This is a genomic window from Streptomyces sp. NPDC048258 (genome assembly GCF_043201995.1).
GTDB lineage: Bacteria > Actinomycetota > Actinomycetes > Streptomycetales > Streptomycetaceae > Streptomyces.
The window spans coordinates 94887-112880 of sequence record NZ_JBICZH010000022.1 but is presented as its reverse complement, the minus strand read 5'-3'; the positions used below and the strand labels follow the sequence as shown (position 1 = coordinate 112880).

Genomic DNA, 17994 nt, shown 5'->3' with positions numbered 1-17994 from the left:
ATGGCGGTCCGCGCGCGTTGCAACACCGCTGTCAACTCCTCTTAATATTCCGGTCATTGTATGGCACCGCTATCGGGCGTAGCGTTTCGAGGAGATATTGGTGAAGGGCTCTTCCCCGCCCTCTCGTACGCCCTCACATTCGCGACGCGCTTCGGCCTCCTTTTCGCACGGCCGATCAGGAAGGCGTAATTCGACGTGTCCGCATCCCCGCCCGCATCCGCATCCGCATTCACATCAGCATCTTCCGAACCGTTGCACCTCGCCGTCGCGCTCGACGGCGCGGGCTGGCACCCTGCCGCCTGGCGCGAGCCGGGTGCCCGGCCCGGCGAACTCTTCACGGCCCGCTACTGGTCCGTGGCCGTGGCCGAGGCCGAAGCCGGTCTGCTCGACTTCGTCACCTTCGAGGACGCCCTCACCCTCCAGTCGTCCTCGACGGACGGGCCCGACGGGCGCGCGGACCAGGTCCGCGGGCGGCTGGACGCGGTACTCACCGCCGCCCGCGTCGCACCTTTGACCCGGCACATCGGATTGGTCCCGAGCGTGACGGCCACCCACACCGAGCCCTTCCACATATCCAAGGCGATCGCCACCCTGGACCACGTCAGCCGTGGACGTGCGGGCGTGCGCATACAGGTGTCACAACTGGACTACGAAGCCCGGCACTTCGGACGCCGGGCGGTCCCGCTCCCCGATGCGGAGTCCTATGAGGAGGCGGCCGACCACATCGAGGTGATCCGGCGGCTGTGGGACAGCTGGGACGACGACGCCGAGATCCGGGACGTGGCCACCGGCCGGTTCGTCGACCGCGACAAGCTGCACTACATCGACTTCGAGGGCCGCCACTTCAGCGTCAGGGGGCCGTCGATCACCCCCCGCCCACCGCAGGGGCAGCCCATCGTAAGCGCGCTGAGTGCTGCCGGCGCCCTCGGCGACGGCGCCGCGGCGTACGGCCTCGTCGCCCGGTCCACGGATGTCGGGTACATCGCCGTGCGCGACGCCGCCGGGGCCCGCGCCGCGGTCGCGGAGATCCGGCAGGCCCGGGAATCCGCCGGGCTCTCGGCGCAGCCGCTGCACCTCTTCGCGGACCTCACCGTGTTCCTGGACGAGGACGCCCCGGCGGCCGACGCCCGCCGAAGCCGCCTCGACGCACTCGCGGGCGCCCCCTACAGCAGTGACACGGCGATCTTCACCGGGACGTCCGCGCAGCTGGCGGACCTGCTCCAGGACTGGCGGCCGGCCGGCCTGGCGGGATTCCGGCTGCGGCCGGGCGTGCTCGCCCACGACCTGCCCGCGATCACCCGGGGGCTGGTACCGGAGCTCCAGCGGCGCGGGGTCTTCCGCCGCGCGTACGAGGCGGACACCCTGCGCGGACTGCTGGGCCTGGAGCGCCCGGTGGGCCGCTATGCCGCCCACACCGCCGCCTGATTCCGGACCCGGAAGGACCCATCATGAGCAGCAAGCCGCTCAAGCAGATCCATCTCGCGGCCCACTTCCCCGGCGTCAACAACACCACCGTGTGGAGCGACCCGGCGGCCGGCAGCCACATCGACTTCGACTCGTTCGTCCACTTCGCGCGGACCGCCGAACGCGCCAAGTTCGACTTCCTCTTCCTCGCCGAGGGGCTGCGGCTGCGCGAACAGGGGGGAGAGATATGCGACTTGGACGTGGTCGGACGTCCCGACACCTTCACGGTGCTCGCCGCCCTGGCGGGCGTCACCGAGCGTCTCGGGCTGACCGGCACCATCAACTCCACCTTCAACGAGCCCTACGAGGTGGCCCGCCAGTTCGCCTCGCTGGACCACCTTTCCGAGGGCAGGGCCGCGTGGAACGTCGTCACCTCCTGGGACGCCTTCACCGGCGAGAACTTCCGGCGCGGCGGGTTCCTGCCGCGCGAGGAGCGCTACTCCCGCGCGAAGGAGTTCCTGACAACCGCCACCGAGCTGTTCGACTCCTGGGACGGCACGGAGATCGTGGCCGACCCCGCTTCGGGCACCTTCCTGCGCGACGCCCGCGCCGGGGCCTTCACCCACCACGGGCGGCACTTCGACATCGAGGGCCGGTTCAACGTGCCGCGCAGCCCGCAGGGCCGGCCGGTGATCTTCCAGGCGGGCGACTCCGCCGAGGGCCGCGAGTTCGCCGCCTCCAGCGCCGACGCGATCTTCGGCCGGTACGGGACGCTCGACGAGGGCCGGGAGTTCTACGCCGACGTCAAGGGCCGCCTTCCCAAGTACGGACGTTCCCCGGACCAGTTGAAGATCCTGCCCGCGGCCACCTTCGTCCTCGGCGACACCGACGCCGAGGCGCAGGAGATCGCCCACGAGGTTCGCCGCCTCCAGGTCAGCGGGCAGACCGCGATCAAGTACCTGGAGCACGTGTGGAACCGCGACCTGTCCGCCTACGACCCGGACGGCCCGCTGCCCGACGTCGACCCGGTGGTCGGCGAGAACACGATCGCCCTCGGCCGGGCGAGCGTGCGCCAGTTCCGCGACCCGCTCGACACCGCCCTTCAGTGGCGCGAGCTCGCCGAGGCCAAGAAGCTGTCGATCCGCGAGCTCGTCATCGCGACCACGTCCCGCCAGACCTTCGTCGGCTCCGCCGCCACGGTCGCCGAGGCGATCAACGATCTGGTGCAGGCGGACGCGGCCGACGGGTTCATCCTGGTCCCCCACATCACGCCGGGCGGGCTGGACGGATTCGCGGACACCGTCGTCCCGCTGCTCCAGGAGCGTGGTGTCTTCCGCGCCGAGTACGAGGGCGCCACCCTGCGCGACCACCTCGGTCTCGCCGTGCCCGGCGCCGAAGCGGCGGCCCGGCAGGTCGCGGCCTCGTGAAGTTCCTGGCCATCACCCTGATCACGGACTCCGCGGATCCGGTGACGGGCGCCCCCACACCCACCCGTGAGCGCTTCCGCGAGGTGGTCGCCGCCGCGCTGCTCGCGGAGGAGCTCGGCTTCGACGGCTTCGGGGTCGGCGAGCGCCACGAGCGGCCGTTCCTGTCGTCCTCGCCGCCCGTGGTGCTCAGCCACATCGCCGCGCTGACCCGCCGGATCCGGCTGTTCACCGCCGTGACCACGCTGAGCCTGCTGGACCCGGTGCGGGCGTACGAGGACTACGCGACGCTCGACCACCTCTCCGACGGCCGCCTGGAGCTGATGATCGGCAAGGGCAACGGCACGGCCCAGCGCGAGCTGTTCCACGTGACCCCCGAGGACCAGTGGGAGCGCAACGCCGAGGGCTACGAGCTGTTCCGGCGGATCTGGCGCGAGGACAAGGTGAGCGCCGAGCCGCGCTTCCGCCCCGCGCTGGCCGGCGCCGAGGTGCTGCCGAGGCCCCTCCAGCCGGCCCTGCGGGTCTGGCACGGCAGTGCGACCAGCCGGGAGTCCGTCGACCTCGCGGCGCGCTACGGAGACCCGCTGTTCTCTGCGAACGTCACCCACCCGATCGGCCCGTACGCCGAACTGATCCGCCACTACCGGGAGCGCTGGGAGCACTACGGACACGATCCGGCGCACGCGGTCGTGGGGGCGGGCACGGCCGGCTACCACGCGGCCCCCACCTCGCAGCAGGCGGTGGCGGCGTACCGGCCGGCGTTCGCGCGGTATCTCGCCTTCCACAAGCAGCAGGGTCTGGATCCCGTCTTCCCGACCCTGGAGGACTTCGTCGAGCGGAGTTCGGCACTGGTCGGCAGCCCCCAGCAGGTGATCGAGAAGGTCCACCGCTACCACGAGGCGTTCGGCCACACGGTCCTGCACCTGCAGGCGGAGCCGGGCGGGCTCACGCCCGCGGAGCACCGCGCCTCCCTCGAACTCTTCCAGTCCCAGATCGCGCCGGTGTTGCGCCGCGAGATCCCCGCCCCTTCCTTCCCCGACCTGTAAGGAGCCCGGCCATGTCCGGCATCCCCCTCGGGGTCCTCGACCTCGTCCCGGTCTCGTCCGGTTCCACCGCCGCCGAGGCCCTGCACCACAGTATCGACCTCGCACGGCAGACGGAGGCGTTCGGCTACGCCCGCTACTGGTTCGCCGAGCACCACCTCAATCCGGGGGTCGCCGGGACCTCGCCGGCGGTCGTGCTGGCCCTGACCGCCTCCGCGACCTCGACCATCCGGCTCGGCTCCGGCGCCGTCCAGCTCGGACACCGCACCGCGCTGTCCACGGTCGAGGAGTTCGGCCTCATCGACGCGCTGCACCCCGGGCGCCTGGACCTGGGCCTGGGCCGCTCGGCGGGCCGTCCGCAGCAGCGGACTTCGCAGGTCCCTCCGTTCGAGGGGTACACCCCGAACGGGCTGCGCATCCCGGCCCGGTTCTCCTTCACGCACCTGCTGGGCCATCCGCGGATCGCCCTCCAGCAGAGGTTGCTGAACCTGCCCGGCGCCCAGCCGCAGGACTACGCCGAGCAGGTCGACGACGTCCTCGCGCTGCTGCGGGGGGACTACCGCTCCCCGGAGGGCGTGGAGGCACATGCCGTCCCGGGCGAGGGGGCCGACGTACAGGTGTGGATCCTGGGCAGCAGCGGCGGAGTCAGCGCGGAGACCGCGGGCCGCAACGGGCTCCGGTTCGCGGCCAATTACCACGTCAGCCCTGCTTCGGTGCTGGAGGCGGCCGAGGGCTACCGGGCCGCCTTCAAGCCGTCCGCCGAGTTGGACCGGCCGTACGTGACGGTGTCCGCCGACGTCGTCGTCGCCGAGGACGACGCGACCGCCCGCGAACTGGCCACCGGATACGCGCCCTGGGTGCGCAGCATCCGTACCGCCGAAGGTGCCATCCCCTTCCCCACGCCTGCCGAGGCGCGTGCCCTGCCCTGGACGGACGCGGACCGGGAACTCGTCGCCGACCGGGTGGACACCCAGTTCGTCGGCTCCGCGCGGACCGTGGCGGACCACCTGGAGCGGCTCCAAGAGGCCACTGGGGCCGACGAGTTGCTGATCACCACCATCACGCACAACCACGCGGACCGGGTCCGCTCCTACCGTCTGCTGGCCGAGGAGTGGCAGCGCCGGCCAGGCGCCGGCCGAGCTGTCACACGCTCTTAATGCCATGTGCATGGCCAACAAGCGGTGCTCTCCGCATGATCGAATTCCAATCCGCGAGAGCCAAGGAGCCCCCATGCCCACCCGCCGCCACTTCCTCGCCGGATCCGCGGCCGCCCTCGGCCTCGCCTCCCTCCCCGCCGCACCGGAGGCCCAGGCAGCCCAGGCCGCAACGACCGCCGGCACGGCGACTCCGAACCTCGTTGTGATCCTTGCCGACGACCTCGGCTACGGCGACCTCGGCGCGTACGGCCAGAAGCTGATCACCACGCCGCGGATCGACCGGCTCGCCGCCGAGGGCCTGAGGTTCACCGACGCGTACTCGACGGCCGCGGTCTGCGCCCCGTCCCGCTGCTCGCTGCTGACCGGCCTGCACACCGGCCACTCCGCCGTCCGGGCCAATCCGAACGGCGCCCCCGGTGCGCTGAAGGCCGGTGACACCACCTTCGCCGAAGTGCTGCGCGCCCGCGGCTACCGGACCGCGGTGATCGGAAAATGGGGCTTCGGACCGGAGGAAGGTGACCAGCCCAGCCACCCCAACTCCCGTGGTTTCGAGGAGTTCTACGGATACATCGACCACGGGCACGCGCACGAGTACTACCCGCAGTACCTGTGGCACAACGCCGCGAAGGAGACGATCGCCGCCAACGCGGACGGCGCGAAGGGCGCCTACGCACCCGACCTCATCGAGCAGCGCGCGCTGGACTTCATCGACGACCACGCCGCCGAACCCTTCCTGCTCTTCCTCACGCCGACCGTGCCGCACGCACCGAGCGACATCCCCGACGTCGGCGCGTACGCCTCCCGTACCTGGACCCAGCAGAACAAGGGCCACGCCGCCCAGATCACCTACTTCGACACGCTCGTCGGGAAGGTCACCGATCGGCTCCGCGCGCTCGGCATCGCCGAGAACACCGTCGTCCTCGTCACCAGCGACAACGGCCCGCACGAGGAAGGCGGGGTCAACCCCGACCTGTTCGACGCGAACGGCCCGCTGCGCGGCTACAAGCGCAACCTCTACGAGGGCGGCATCCGCGTCCCGCTGATCGCCTGGTCCCCGGGCCGGATCGGCGCGGGTACCAGCGACCGTCCGACCTCGCTCACCGATGTGCTGCCCACCCTGGCGGAACTAGGCGGCGCACCCGCCCCCACGGACATCGACGGACTGTCGGCCGCCCCGCTGCTCGCCGGAAGCCCGGACGCCGCACGCCACAACCACCTGTACTGGTACCGGGACGAACGCGGCGTCACCAGCCGCGCCAACACCCAGGACGACGGCCGCGCCACCTGGCTCGCCGAGGCGGTACGCAAGGACAACTGGAAGGCCGTGCGGTTCGCGCCCGTCAGGGACCACGCACTGCCCGATGCGGAGTGGCAGGTCGAGCTGTACGACCTCGCCTCCGACCTCGGTGAGCAGCGCAACGTCGCCGACGTCAACCCGTCCGTGGTGACCGGCCTGGTCGCCCTCATGCGTTCCTCGTGGGTGGACACGTGCGTCCGCAAGCCCTTCGGAGTCCGCGCGCAGATCCAGGGGCCGGCCGTGCCCGGTCAGGACTTCACGGTCACCGCGACCCTGGGCAACGGGTCGGGCAAGCCCTGGACCCGCGCACTCCTCGCGCTGCACGCCCCGGCAGGCTGGCAGGTCCGGGCGACCACCGCGACCGGCCAGGACCTGCTGGCCACCGGCGCCACGCTGACCACGACCTGGCGCGTCACCCCGCCCGCGACGGCCGCCGCCGGCACGCAGTGGCCACTGACCGTCGACGGAACCGCGGAGTCACCGACCGGGCCGCTGCGCTACTCCGCCACGGAACGGGTCTCCACGGTGCCGCCCGCGCCGGTCGCCGACGCCTATCTGAGCGATCTCGAGTGGGTGTCGGCCACCAACGGCTGGGGCCCGGTGGAACGCGACCGGTCCAACGGGCGAAAGGCGGCCGGGGACGGCACGCCGATCTCCTTCGGCGGAGTGACGTACGCGAAGGGCCTCGGCGTCCATGCACCCTCCGAGATCGTCTACCACCTCGGCGGAACGGCGGACCGCTTCACCGCGCTCGTCGGCATCGACGACTTCTCGACGAACCAGGCCGCCACCGGCGCGACGAAGGCCTCGGTGCGGGGCGACGGCAAGGTGCTGTTCACCAGCGGCAAGCTGACCGGCGCGGGCGGTCCCGTGCCGGTTGATCTCGACGTGCGCGGGGTGAAGCTGCTGCACCTGGTCGTCGAGGACGCCAACGCCAATACGGCGTTCGACCACACCTCCTGGGCCCTTGCCCGGGTAACAGTGCTCTGAGCCGGAGCGCCTCTTTCGAGCCAGGTCCGGTTGTCGGGTTCGGGGGCCTGGACGGAGCGGCGCACGAAGTCGCACTGGAGGAACAGGGGCGTCTTGCAGATCAGGCCGGGTCAGGACCGTCGAGGGTGTGCCGACAGGGGGCTTGGTCGCCAGGGTGGGCCGGTTCCCCGGCTAGCGGGAGTTCGGCACCGGGCCGGGCACGTTCCGGAAGAACCACGGCGCCCTGCACGATCCGCGCACGGCCGAAGTACCGGCCGCTCCCGCCCCCTGGGTCGTGTCGTCAAAGTCCCGTCTGGCTTCGCCAAGGCGCACCCCGCCGGGGCCCGCCGGGGCGAAGCAGACTGCACGCATGATCCTGCTCCTTGCCGGCCCCTGGGCCCCGCCGCATGAGGATCAGGCCGTGGGGGCGGTGTCGTCGTGGCCGAGGTTGCCGCCCAGCTCGCGGGAGGCTTCGGCCTGGGCGAGGAGTTCCTGGGCCTTGGTCTTGACGGCGTCGATGGCGTCGGCGCCGGCGACGAAGCGCTGCAGCGGCTTCTCCTGGTCGGCGATGGTCAGCAGGGCCTGGGCGAGCTTGGCGGGGTCGCCGGTCTGCCGGCCGTTCATGCTCTTCCAGGCCGCGATGGTGGCGGTGGTGCGCTCGGCGTAGTCGTCGATGGTCGGCTCGGGCCAGATGGTGGAGCCGTCGACGAGCAGCTCGGTGCGGAAGAACCCGGGCTCCACGACCGTGGTGTGGATGTTGTACGGCTCGACGTCGTAGCGCAGCGATTCCATCCAGCCCTCGACGCCGAACTTGGAGGCGGCGTACGCGACGCAGAACTCCTGGCCGATCAGCCCGGCGGAGGAGGAGAGGGTGATGACGTGGCCGGCGCGCTGCCCCCGCATGACGGGCAGGATGGCGCGGGTGACGTTCATCGGACCGAAGAGGTTGGTCTCGATCTGCTGGCGCATGTGGTCGGGGGTGATCTCTTCGAAGTAGCCGGCGAAGAAGTTCCCGGCGTTGTTGATCAGGACGTCGATGCGGCCGAAGCGGTCGACGGCCGCCTTTACCGCCGCCTGAGCGTCGTCCGGGCTGGTGATGTCCAGCTTGGTGACCAGCAGGTTGTCTCGCGGGCCGCCGAGGGTCTTCTCGACCTGTTCGGGGCGGCGGCCGGTGGCGACGACCTGGTGGCCCGCCTTGAGTGCTTCGCGGGCGATGTCCGTACCCAGACCGCGTCCGGCACCGGTGACGAAGATGACCTTGCTCATGAGGGGGTTCCTTCCGGGCGCCGCGGTCCGGCACCTCGCGGGATGGAGGGGGATGGTGTGTGGCGGGTGTCAGGCCTGGTCGGTGGGCATGATCCACAGCTCGCCGACGGCGGCGTGCCGGGGCCGGGTGACCATGTAGGCGACGCCGTCGGCGATGTCCTCGGGGGCCAGGACCTCGGTCTGCTCGTAGAAGGTGCCGATCGCTTCGCGGACCTCGGGCTTGTGGTCGTTGTGCGAGCCCAGCTCGGTGTCCACGCCGCCCGGTTCCAGGACGCCGACCCGCACGTGCCGCCGGGTGACCTCCTGGCGCAGCGACTCGGTGAAGCCGTTCACGCCGAACTTGGTCAGGTTGTAGACGCCGTAGCCGCTCCAGGCCACGCGGCCCGCGATCGAGCTGATGTTGACGATGTCGGCGACCCGACGGGGCCCTCCCTCGGCGGCCTTGAGCAGGTGCGGGAGGGCAGCGCGGGTGGTGTAGAGCAGCCCCCGCACGTTGACGGCGATCATGCGCTCCCACTCGTCGGGGTCGGCGCCGACGACGGGGCCGAGCAGCATCAGACCGGCGTTGTTGACCAGCGTGTCCAGGCGCCCGAACCGCTCGACGGCCTGCTGGACGGCGGCCTCGGCCTGCGCGCGGTCGGTGATGTCCGCCTCCACCGCCAGCGTGGTGCCGCCCGCCCGCTCGATCTCGGCAGCCAGGTCGGCCAGCCGGTCCTTGCGGCGGGCCACGAGCGCGACGCTCGCCCCCTGCTCGGCGAGCCGACGGGCGGTGGCGGCGCCGATACCGCTGCTCGCGCCCGTGACGAGCGCGACGGTGCCGGTGAGTTTCGATGCCATGACGGTGGTCCTCTTCTGTGGACGTACTGCGCAGGCGGCAAGAGGTGTCACATCGCATGCCGGACGAGGCCGGATGAGGCCCGACGAGTCGGCAATGCCAGGTGATCCCGGTGGTGGCGGCGTTGCCCCGCCCGTACTGCGCGTTCTTCTCGAAAGGGCTTCAATCGACCCGCTATCCAGACAACCACCCGCAGGCCCCGTCCGGGCGCCCGTAAAAGGCACCACTCATCCGGGGGTCTGGCAGTACCCCTTTCCAGGACCCGACCGGCCCGGGGCGGCCGTACGGTGGAGTCATGGACCGCAGCACCGAGATCCGCGAGTTCCTGCGCACCCGCCGGGCCCGGATCACCCCCGAACAGGCCGGGCTCCCCCCGCACCCGGGCGCCCGCCGGGTACCGGGGCTGCGCCGCGAGGAAGTCGCCCAGCTCGCCGGGGTCAGCGTCGACTACTACATCCGCCTGGAACGCGGCCGCACCCAAGGTGTCTCCGAGACCGTCCTGGACGCCGTTGCCCGAGCCCTGCACCTGGACGACACCGAACGCGCTCACCTCTTCGATCTCGCCCAGCCCGGCACTGCCCGCCCCCGCCGCAAGCGGCCGCTCGCCCCGCAAAGGGTCAACCCCACCGTGTACCGGGCCCTGGACGCGCTCGCCGTCCCCGCGATGGTCATGGGCCGGCGCATGGACGTCCTGGCCGCCAACCGGCTCGGCTACGCCCTCTTCGCCGACTTCGAGGCGCGGCCCCGCCACGAGCGAAACTTCGCCCGCTTCGTCTTCCTCGACGAGGCCGCCCACGCGCTGTACGCCAACTGGGAGAAGGCCGCCGGCGAGTGCGTGGCCACGCTGCACCTGTACGCCGGACGCCACGCTGATGACCCCCAACTCACCGAATTGGTCGGCGAGTTGTCTGTGCACAGTGACATCTTCCGCCGCATGTGGGCCGACCACGACGTCCTCGCTCACACCACCGGCACCAAACACCTGGTCCACCCGCTGGTCGGGGAGCTCACCCTCGACTACGTGACCCTGGCCGTCGAGGGCGACCCGGACCAGTCCCTCGTCATCCTGACCCCCGAGCCCGCCTCCCCCTCCGCCGAAGCCCTTTCCATACTCGCGAGCTGGAACGGCGCCTCCGTCAGCGCGCTCCGTTCCCCCGAACGAAACACCACGCCCGGCCGGCAGGTGCGGCACTCCTGGACGAGGCACGACGCACCCTGATCCCACAGGCCGACCGAGTACGCGTACGGGTCTCCGCGGTGGCGGACGGGCATCGCCCCGGCCGTCAGGGTGCGAGCCGGGGCGACGGGGAAGAAGGTCAACCGGTGGCCCGGGCGGCGTCCATCTGCTCGGCCTGGTCAGCCGTCGAGCTGGCCGGCGGTGGCCGCCACGGGGATCGGGATCTCGAAGTGGACGGTCCCGTAGCCGCCGTGCTCGCCGGTCGTACGGGCGTCGCAGACCTCGTCGGCCATGCTGCGCCAGAAGGCTTCCGCGCCCGGGATGTCGACGTTGGTGTGCAGGTAGATAGTGTCGTAGCCGGGGACGCCGGCGGCGAACTCGCAGGCTGTCCTGACCATGGCGCGCGCCAGTCCGTGCCTGCGGTGGTCCGGGCGTACGTACACCCGCAGGAGCTGCGCCGTGCGCCCGGAGGGGTAGCGCTCGGTGAGCCGGCGCGGGTGCGGCGGGTGTGCGGGGCCGCGGGAGTTCAGTGCGGTGGTGCCGACCACCTCTTCGCCCAGGACCGCCACGACGAGGGCGTGGCGTGAGTGCGTGAGGTAGGTGCCGGCGATGTCGACGACGTCGTCGTGCCACTGAGGTACGTACCCGTAGTCGAACTCCCGGTAGAACGTGTCGAGCATGACGCTCCGTGCGCCGGGTACGTCCTCGGGCCTGGCGTGCCGAACCACGTACGGCCCGATCTCTTGCCTCTGCGTCAGGTCTCTCATGGCTCGGTGGTTCCCTTCCGGCGCTCCGGTCTCGTGAGCGGCAGGCTACCGGAAATCCGCCCTATTGGAAATGAAAACGATTTCAGGTAGCTTCCTCCTCGGTTCGGTGCGGACGCCTCCCGTCAGGCGGCCCGCTTCGCAGGTATGCCCCACGGTCGTGGCGGCATGGTGAGAGGAAGTCCCTTGGCACATCTGCTGGTTGTCGAGAGCTGGGTGGGGTCGATGAGCAGGCTGCTGCCCAGGGCGATCGGAGAAGGCGGGCACGAGTTCACCTTCGTCACCCGGGACCTTCACCACTACCTGCGCGGCGCCGGATCCGACGGCCCGCACCCGCTGCTGGCCGCGCGCAACATCATCACCGCGGACACCAACGACATGGATGAGCTCCTGCCCCACCTGGAACGCCTGCACGCGGTGCTCGCCTTCGACGGGGTCGTCTCCTCCTGCGACTACTACCTGCCGGCCGTGGCCCGGATCGCCGACCGGCTGGGACTGCCCGGCCCGACCGTCGAAGCCGTCGAGGGAGCCTGCCGCAAAGACCTGACCCGCCGGGTACTGGTCGGGGCCGGGGTGCCGGGCCCCCGTTTCGCACTCTGTGCCGACACGGCGCGGGCCGCGGCCGCCGCCCGGGAGATCGGCTATCCCCTGGTGGTCAAGCCCGTGGACCTGTGCGCCGGCATGCTGGTCCGTGAGGTCCGCGACGAGCGGGAGTTGGAACTCGCCTGCCGTGCGCTGGCCGAGTTCCCGGTCAACGCGCGCGGGCAGGACCGTACGCCCTCCGTCCTCCTCGAAGAACTGCTCACCGGCCCCGAGGTCAGCGTCGAGACCGTCTCCTTCGGTGGTGTCACGGGCGTGGTCGGTGTCACGGACAAGAGCATCGGCGGGGCGCCCGCCTTCATCGAGACCGGTCACATGTTCCCGGCGGGCATCGCGCCGGAGTCGGAGCGGGAAGCGGTCGACACGGCTCTGGCCGCGGTGAAAGCCCTCGGCTTGGACCACGTGGTCTGCCACACCGAGATCAAACTGACGCCCGAGGGTCCCAAGGTGGTCGAGGTCAACCCCCGGCCCGCCGGCAACCGGATCACCGAACTCGTCCGGCACGTGACGGGCATCGACCTCGCCGCCGCCTGCGTGGACGTCGCCCTCGGCCGCATGCCTGAGCTCACGCCGCGCCCGACCGGCGTGCACAGCGCCGCCATCGCCTTCCTGCTCCCCGACACCACCGGCACCCTCACCGGCATCCAGGGCGCCGACGAGGTCCGGGCGCAGCCCGGGGTGCTGGAACTCTCCCTCGCCGAGCCGGGCCGTGCCGTACGTGCCGCGACCAGCAACAACGAGTACCTCGGCCACGTCATGACGGCCGACACCCGGGGCAGCGGGGCCCGCGAGGCCGCCGAGCGGCTCATCGCGTACCTGCACCCCACTTTCGAGGAGCAGGGTGCCGAGCTGCCGTCGGCGGTGCCCGCATGACCGCGCCCGCCCTGCACGAGCCCGCCGTACGCACGGTCGACCAGCTCATCGAGGCGGTCCGCACCGGGAGTTACGGACCCGACCCCGCCCGGGAACGCATCGCGCTCGCCTTCACCACAGCCCAGGCGGTCCGGCACGCAGGCCGCAGCAGCGGATACCGCAACGAGGTGCTCAGCCTGCGCCTGGACGCGGCTGTCGGTTCCTGCGCCGTGGAGCCGGGAGCGCTGCCGGCGGCGGCACTCGAAGACTGTGTCGGAGCGTCGGTGGCCGAACTCCTCGATCACCCGATTCTTCCCGTGCGGGTCGCCGCGCTCGACGCGTACCTGAGCCGTGTACGCCCCCACACTCCCGACCACGGCGCCCGCCCTTACGCCCTGCCGGCCGGCAGCTCCCTGCACCGGTCCAGAGCCCGTGCTCGCGCCGTGGTCGATCTGCTGCCGGTGACCGGGATCCGCCGGGTCCTCGTCATCGGCGTGGTCAACTCCCTGCTGGAACAGCTGCGCAAGCGCGGCGCCGGTTACGTGCCCTGCGACCTCAAGGGCGGCACCACCGAGTGGGGCGAGCCCGTACAGGCCGATGCCCTCGCGGAACTGGAGCACTGCGATGCGATCCTCGCCTCCGGAATGACCCTCGGGAACGGAAGCTTCCAGCCGCTGCTCGACCATGCCACAGCCACCGGCAAGCCCCTGGTCATGTTCGCGCAGACCGGCAGCGCGGTCCTTCCACGCTTCGTGGGCGCCGGGGTCAGCGCCGTGTCCGCCGAGCCCTACCCCTTCTTCTGGCTCGACGGCGGCCCGGGAGTCATCCACCGCTACGGAGGCATCCGGTGACCCTCGCACCCCCGCTCTACCGCCCGCCGGTCCACAGCACGAACCCGGAGCTGCTGACGCTCGTCGGCCGCACCCCGCTCGCGCGGATCCGTACGGAACTGCCCTACGCCCACCCTGGCTTCTGGGCCAAGCTCGAATGCCTCGGCGCCGGCGGGATGAAGGCGCGGTCCGCCGTGTCCATGCTGCGCGGCGCGCGACAGCGCGGCGAACTCCGCCCGGGCGCCACCGTGGTCGAATCCACCTCCGGAACCCTGGGTATCGGTCTCGCCTTCGCCGGACAGGCCCTCGGTCATCCCGTTGTCCTCGTCGGAGACCGCGAACTCGAACCGTCCATGCGGCAGTTGCTATGCGCGTACGGCGCACAGCTGGAGCTGGTGGAGCGGCCCGCCCCCGAGGGCGGCTGGCAGGCCGCCCGGATCGCCCGGCTCCGCGAGGTCCTGGCCCGGATCCCGGATGCCTACTGGCCCGACCAGTACAACAACCCCGACAACGCGGCCGGATACCTCTCCATGGCCGGCGAACTCTGCGGGCAGCTCGACCACCTGGACGTCCTGGTGTGCAGCGTCGGCACCGGCGGCCACAGTGCCGGGCTCATCGGCCCGCTGCGTCGCCGCTGGCCGCGCCTGAGGGTGATCGGCGTCGACTCGGTCGGCTCCGCCATCTTCGGCCAGCCCGCTCGCCCCCGCCTCATGCGGGGGCTCGGCAGCAGCATCCACCCGCGCAACGTCGCTCACCACGCCTTCGACGAGGTCCACTGGGTGGGCCCGGCCGAAGCGGTCGACGCCTGCCGCAGGCTCGCCCGTACCAGCTTCGTCAGCGGCGGCTGGAGCACCGGCGCCGTCGCCCTCGTCTCCGCCTGGGCCGCCCGCGTGGAAGCGGGCGCGGTCGTCGCAACGGTCTTCCCCGACGGGCCGCACCGCTACCTCGGCACCGTCTACGACGACGAGTTCTGCCACGCCCACGGCCTCGACCGGGCCGAACTCGCCCTTCGCCCGCTGGAGATCGCACATCCGCACGCGACCGAGGCCGTCGGCTGGACCCGCTGCCGCACCGTCGTCGACCCGCTCGCGGCCACCCGGCCGCACCTGCCCGCACCGACGCGGGGAGGTGCCGCATGAGACTCACCTGGCACACCACCGAGCTCGAACTGGCCGAGCCGCTGCGCATCTCCCGCTCGGTGATGGCCCGCCGCGACGCGGTCTGGGTCGCGATCGAACACGGCGGCCTGACCGGCTGGGGCGAGGTGGTCAGCAGCGACTACCTCGGCCTGCCCACCGCTCGCATCGTCCGGCACCTCACCACGGCGCGCCCCGCCGTCGAACGTCTCCCCGACCCGGAGACCGCGTGGGGCGAACACGTGGCCGACTCGCTGCCCGGCTTGCCGGAGCTGCCGGCCGGTGTGCTCGCCGGACTGGAGGCGGCCCTGCTCGACCTGGTCGGCAAGAGGGCCGGCCGGCCCGCCCACCAGCTACTGGGTACACACACCGCACCGGCCGCGCAGACCACCCGTACGATCGGCATCACCACGCCCGTACCGGCCGCCGCACAGGCAGCCCGGCTCGCCATGAGCGGCTTCACCGCCCTCAAGGTCAAAGCGGGATCCCCCGATCCGGCCGAGGACCTTGCGCGCGTGGAAGCCGTACGCACCGGCGCCCCCGAGGCGAGCCTGCTGCTCGACGCCAACGGAGCGTGGACCGAACGCCAAGCCCTCGACCTGCTCCCACGCTTCGCCGACCTCGGCGTCACCGCCGTGGAGCAGCCCATCCCGCCCGGTAACCACGACGCGCTCGCCCGCGTGGCCAAGGAGTCACCGGTGCCCGTCATCGCCGACGAGGACGCCGTCTCCCACGAGGACGCCGTCGCGCTCGCCGGACTGGTCCACGGCGTCAACGTCAAGCTCGCCAAGTGCGGTGGGGTGCGGGCCGCCCTGCGCATCCACGACGCTCTGCGAGGCAGCGGTACCGACCTCATGCTCGGCTGCCTCACCGCCAGCTCCCTCGGCATCGCCCCCGCCGTGCACCTCGCCGACCGGGCCCGCTGGGTCGACCTCGACGGACACCTGCTGCTCGCCGACGACCCCTGGACCGGCATCGGCGGCACGGACGGCACCGTACGGGCCGCCGACCGGGCCGGACTCGGCGTCCGCCGTACTCACATGGCGGTCGTACGGTGAAGATCCTCAGTTCGATGCGAGACTTCCCGCTCGCCGTACGCCTCCTCCTGGTCAACCAGCTCGGCGTCAACACCGGCTTCTACCTGCTCATCCCGTACCTCGCCACCCATCTCTCCGACGACCTGGGGCTCTCGGCCGCCGTCGTCGGTGTCGTCCTCGGCCTGCGCAACCTCAGCCAGCAGGGAATGTTCCTGATCGGCGGCTCGGCCGCCGACCGGCTCGGTGCACGCGGGGTGATCATCGCGGGCTGCGCCCTGCGCACGGTGGGATTCGGCTTGTTCGCCCTCGGCGACAGCCTGCCGTTGCTGATCGCCGCGTCCATACTCAGCGGGCTGGCGGGGGCCCTGTTCAACCCCGCCGTGCGGACGTACGTCGCCCAGGAGGCCGGGGAGCGCAAGGCGGAAGCGTTCGCGCTGTTCAACGTCTTCGCCACCACCGGGGCGCTGCTCGGCCCGCTGCTCGGAACCCTGCTGCTGCTCGTGGACTTCCGGGCGGCCGCCGTCACCGGGGCCGGGGTGTTCGCCGCCCTGACCCTCGCTCAGCTGCTGGTCCTGCCGGCCCGTGAGGTACCGGCCCCCGACACCGGTGTCCTCGCCGACTGGCGCGAGGCCGCGGGCAACCGTCGATTCCTGGCGTTCTCCCTCGCCATGGTCGGCATGTACGGCCTGGAGAACCAGCTGTACCTGCTGCTGCCCCGTGCGGCGACCGATGCCTCCGGCTGGGGCGGCTCGGTCGGCCTGCTGTTCCTCGCCGGGACCGTTGCCAACCTGCTGTTCCAGCTGCGTATCACCCGCGCCCTGAAGGCTCGGGGGAGCAGGGGGCGCTGGATCGCCACCGGCGTGGGCGTCATGGGCCTCGGATTCCTGCCCCCGATGCTCGTCGCGGGCACCGCCACCGCGCACCCACTGCGCCTCCTGCCGGTGCTCGCCGGGGCCCTGCTGCTGCACCTCGGTGTGATGGTCGCCCAGCCCTTCGTGATGGAGCTGATACCGGCCTTCGGGCGCGGGAGCCTGACCGGCACGTTCTACGGCCTCTTCTACGCGGTCTCCGGCGTCGCGGCGGCTGCCGGCAGCGCGGCCATCGGCTGGTCCATGGACACCGCCGGCCACACCGGCCTGACCTGGCTGCCCTACGGCTGCTGCCTCGCCCTCGGTCTGACCTCGGCCGCGGCCGTGGTGCACCTGCACCGAAGACAGGCCCTGCCCGCCGACCGGGCCCCGGACCCCCTGCCCCCTCGTGCCCCCGCACGCCCCCGAAGCGAGTCCCGATGACCAGCGGCAACCTGCTCACCGACCACCCCGCGCTCTACGAGGAACGCTTCCCCGACCCCGAACGGCTCGCCGCCCGGTGGACCGAGGAGGTACTGGCCCGCCACGGAGCCGGACCCCGCGTGCTCGACGTCGGGTGCGGCACCGGCCGCGACGCCGCCTGGCTGCACCACCGGGCCGGGCGCGAAGTCACCGGCATCGACACCTCGCAAGCCATGCTGGCCCACGCGGGCACGCACCACCCCGGGCCCGGCTACCACCTGGCCGACATGCGCGACTTCGACCTCGGAGTCACCTTCGACGCGATCGTCTGCCTGGACAGCGCCCTGCTCTACTGCCACACCAACCAGGACCTCACCGCCTTCCTGGCCCGCTGCCGCGCCCACCTCACCCCCGGTGGGCTCCTCGTCGCCGAAATGCGCAACGGAGCCTTCTTCCTCGGCAACACCGAACTCCTCGACGGCCCGCGCACCGCCTCCTTCGCCTGGCGCGGCACCACGTACACCTCCCACACCACCCTGTGGATCGATCACGGCGCACAACTCCTGCGCCGCCGGAGGACCTGGACCGCCGACGACGGCTCCCTTCCGGACGAGCAGCTCTCCGCCTGGAGGCTCCTCTTCCCGCAGGAGCTGCGGTACTTCCTCGCCACCGCCGGGTTCGAGGTCCTCGCGCTGCACGACGGACCCGGCCCGCGCACCGAACCGCCGTGGAGCGAGGGCGAGGCGCCGCACGGGACCACGAGTTCCGACCGCCTCCACCTCATCGCCCGGCTAGGGGGGTGCGTCCCGGATCTCCGCGGCGTCGCGGGCTCTGGCACGCACGCTCGCCGCGTTGCCGGAACGTCCGGGTAGCTCCGCCACCAGGACCCTCCGGCGCCTTGCGATCGCACGCGCCAGAGCCCGCTCCTTCTC

Annotated in this window: 15 protein-coding genes; 12 read left to right on the top strand and 3 right to left on the bottom strand. The window is 71.8% G+C overall.

The annotated features are described in order from the left end of the window. Window positions 1-252 precede the first annotated feature (252 nt). The 5 genes from ACGFYQ_RS34865 (at window position 253) to ACGFYQ_RS34845 (ending at window position 7315) form a co-directional block, all read left to right on the top strand. Window positions 253-1425, top strand: coding sequence for an LLM class flavin-dependent oxidoreductase (locus ACGFYQ_RS34865; RefSeq protein WP_393750219.1), 1173 nt, complete (start codon window positions 253-255; stop codon window positions 1423-1425). A gap of 23 nt (window positions 1426-1448) precedes the next feature. Beyond that, window positions 1449-2831 (top strand): NtaA/DmoA family FMN-dependent monooxygenase, encoded by a 1383-nt coding sequence (locus tag ACGFYQ_RS34860; RefSeq protein WP_393750218.1) that lies wholly within the window; start codon window positions 1449-1451, stop codon window positions 2829-2831. Continuing rightward, window positions 2828-3874 carry an LLM class flavin-dependent oxidoreductase gene (locus ACGFYQ_RS34855; protein ID WP_393750217.1) on the top strand — a complete coding sequence of 349 codons (1047 nt, stop codon included), beginning with the start codon at window positions 2828-2830 and terminating at the stop codon, window positions 3872-3874. The genes ACGFYQ_RS34860 and ACGFYQ_RS34855 overlap by 4 nt, the downstream gene beginning before the upstream one ends. A gap of 11 nt (window positions 3875-3885) precedes the next feature. After that, on the top strand, window positions 3886-5028 hold the full coding sequence (locus ACGFYQ_RS34850; protein ID WP_393750216.1) for an LLM class flavin-dependent oxidoreductase: 1143 nt from the start codon (window positions 3886-3888) through the stop codon (window positions 5026-5028). 73 nt (window positions 5029-5101) lie between these two features. Continuing rightward, complete coding sequence (locus tag ACGFYQ_RS34845) at window positions 5102-7315, top strand: sulfatase-like hydrolase/transferase (RefSeq protein WP_393750215.1); 2214 nt, start codon at window positions 5102-5104, stop codon at window positions 7313-7315. Between the two features lie 393 nt (window positions 7316-7708). Here the strand turns inward: ACGFYQ_RS34845 and ACGFYQ_RS34840 are convergent, their stop codons facing one another. Both ACGFYQ_RS34840 and ACGFYQ_RS34835 read right to left on the bottom strand, forming a co-directional pair. Beyond that, window positions 7709-8560, bottom strand: coding sequence for an SDR family oxidoreductase (locus ACGFYQ_RS34840; protein ID WP_393750214.1), 852 nt, complete (start codon window positions 8558-8560; stop codon window positions 7709-7711). A gap of 69 nt (window positions 8561-8629) precedes the next feature. Further along, window positions 8630-9397, bottom strand: a complete 768-nt coding sequence (locus ACGFYQ_RS34835) for an SDR family NAD(P)-dependent oxidoreductase (protein WP_393750213.1) — start codon at window positions 9395-9397, stop codon at window positions 8630-8632. Between the two features lie 293 nt (window positions 9398-9690). On the opposite strand from ACGFYQ_RS34835, the gene ACGFYQ_RS34830 reads away from it, so the two are divergent. Further along, on the top strand, window positions 9691-10614 hold the full coding sequence (locus tag ACGFYQ_RS34830) for a helix-turn-helix transcriptional regulator (protein ID WP_393750212.1): 924 nt from the start codon (window positions 9691-9693) through the stop codon (window positions 10612-10614). A gap of 137 nt (window positions 10615-10751) precedes the next feature. Here ACGFYQ_RS34830 and ACGFYQ_RS34825 read toward each other — a convergent pair whose 3' ends face one another. Beyond that, window positions 10752-11339: a GNAT family N-acetyltransferase gene (locus ACGFYQ_RS34825; protein WP_393750211.1), complete on the bottom strand. Its 588-nt coding sequence runs from the start codon at window positions 11337-11339 to the stop codon at window positions 10752-10754. A gap of 183 nt (window positions 11340-11522) precedes the next feature. On the opposite strand from ACGFYQ_RS34825, the gene ACGFYQ_RS34820 reads away from it, so the two are divergent. From ACGFYQ_RS34820 to ACGFYQ_RS34795, 6 genes are read left to right on the top strand one after another with little or no spacing between them, the layout of a single operon-like run. Beyond that, a complete protein-coding gene (locus tag ACGFYQ_RS34820; protein ID WP_393750210.1) occupies window positions 11523-12809 on the top strand; it encodes an ATP-grasp domain-containing protein in 1287 nt (428 codons plus the stop codon). Then, the gene (locus ACGFYQ_RS34815) at window positions 12806-13639 is read left to right on the top strand and encodes a Rossmann-like domain-containing protein (RefSeq protein WP_393750209.1); all 834 of its coding nucleotides are present in this window, start codon (window positions 12806-12808) and stop codon (window positions 13637-13639) included. The genes ACGFYQ_RS34820 and ACGFYQ_RS34815 overlap by 4 nt, the downstream gene beginning before the upstream one ends. Next, entirely contained in the window at window positions 13636-14757 is a 1122-nt protein-coding gene (locus ACGFYQ_RS34810) for a PLP-dependent cysteine synthase family protein (protein WP_393750208.1), read from the top strand. Before ACGFYQ_RS34815 ends, ACGFYQ_RS34810 begins: the two co-directional genes overlap by 4 nt. Further along, the gene (locus ACGFYQ_RS34805; RefSeq protein ID WP_393750207.1) at window positions 14754-15812 is read left to right on the top strand and encodes a dipeptide epimerase; all 1059 of its coding nucleotides are present in this window, start codon (window positions 14754-14756) and stop codon (window positions 15810-15812) included. The genes ACGFYQ_RS34810 and ACGFYQ_RS34805 overlap by 4 nt, the downstream gene beginning before the upstream one ends. 14 nt (window positions 15813-15826) lie before the next feature. Then, the gene (locus ACGFYQ_RS34800) at window positions 15827-17083 is read left to right on the top strand and encodes an MFS transporter (RefSeq protein ID WP_393750206.1); all 1257 of its coding nucleotides are present in this window, start codon (window positions 15827-15829) and stop codon (window positions 17081-17083) included. Continuing rightward, entirely contained in the window at window positions 17080-17934 is an 855-nt protein-coding gene (locus ACGFYQ_RS34795; RefSeq protein WP_393750205.1) for a class I SAM-dependent methyltransferase, read from the top strand. The genes ACGFYQ_RS34800 and ACGFYQ_RS34795 overlap by 4 nt, the downstream gene beginning before the upstream one ends. Window positions 17935-17994: the final 60 nt, after the last annotated feature.

Bases quoted from the DNA above. Each gene is read 5' to 3' on its own strand.
- ACGFYQ_RS34815 (WP_393750209.1), top strand. From the start codon at position 12,806: ATGACCGCGCCCGCCCTGCACGAGCCCGCCGTACGCACGGTCGACCAG.
- ACGFYQ_RS34830 (WP_393750212.1), top strand. From the start codon at position 9,691: ATGGACCGCAGCACCGAGATCCGCGAGTTCCTGCGCACCCGCCGGGCC.
- ACGFYQ_RS34825 (WP_393750211.1), bottom strand. From the start codon at position 11,339: ATGAGAGACCTGACGCAGAGGCAAGAGATCGGGCCGTACGTGGTTCGG.
- ACGFYQ_RS34805 (WP_393750207.1), top strand. From the start codon at position 14,754: ATGAGACTCACCTGGCACACCACCGAGCTCGAACTGGCCGAGCCGCTG.
- ACGFYQ_RS34850 (WP_393750216.1), top strand. From the start codon at position 3,886: ATGTCCGGCATCCCCCTCGGGGTCCTCGACCTCGTCCCGGTCTCGTCC.
- ACGFYQ_RS34840 (WP_393750214.1), bottom strand. From the start codon at position 8,560: ATGAGCAAGGTCATCTTCGTCACCGGTGCCGGACGCGGTCTGGGTACG.
- ACGFYQ_RS34835 (WP_393750213.1), bottom strand. From the start codon at position 9,397: ATGGCATCGAAACTCACCGGCACCGTCGCGCTCGTCACGGGCGCGAGC.
- ACGFYQ_RS34795 (WP_393750205.1), top strand. From the start codon at position 17,080: ATGACCAGCGGCAACCTGCTCACCGACCACCCCGCGCTCTACGAGGAA.
- ACGFYQ_RS34860 (WP_393750218.1), top strand. From the start codon at position 1,449: ATGAGCAGCAAGCCGCTCAAGCAGATCCATCTCGCGGCCCACTTCCCC.
- ACGFYQ_RS34800 (WP_393750206.1), top strand. From the start codon at position 15,827: ATGCGAGACTTCCCGCTCGCCGTACGCCTCCTCCTGGTCAACCAGCTC.
- ACGFYQ_RS34845 (WP_393750215.1), top strand. From the start codon at position 5,102: ATGCCCACCCGCCGCCACTTCCTCGCCGGATCCGCGGCCGCCCTCGGC.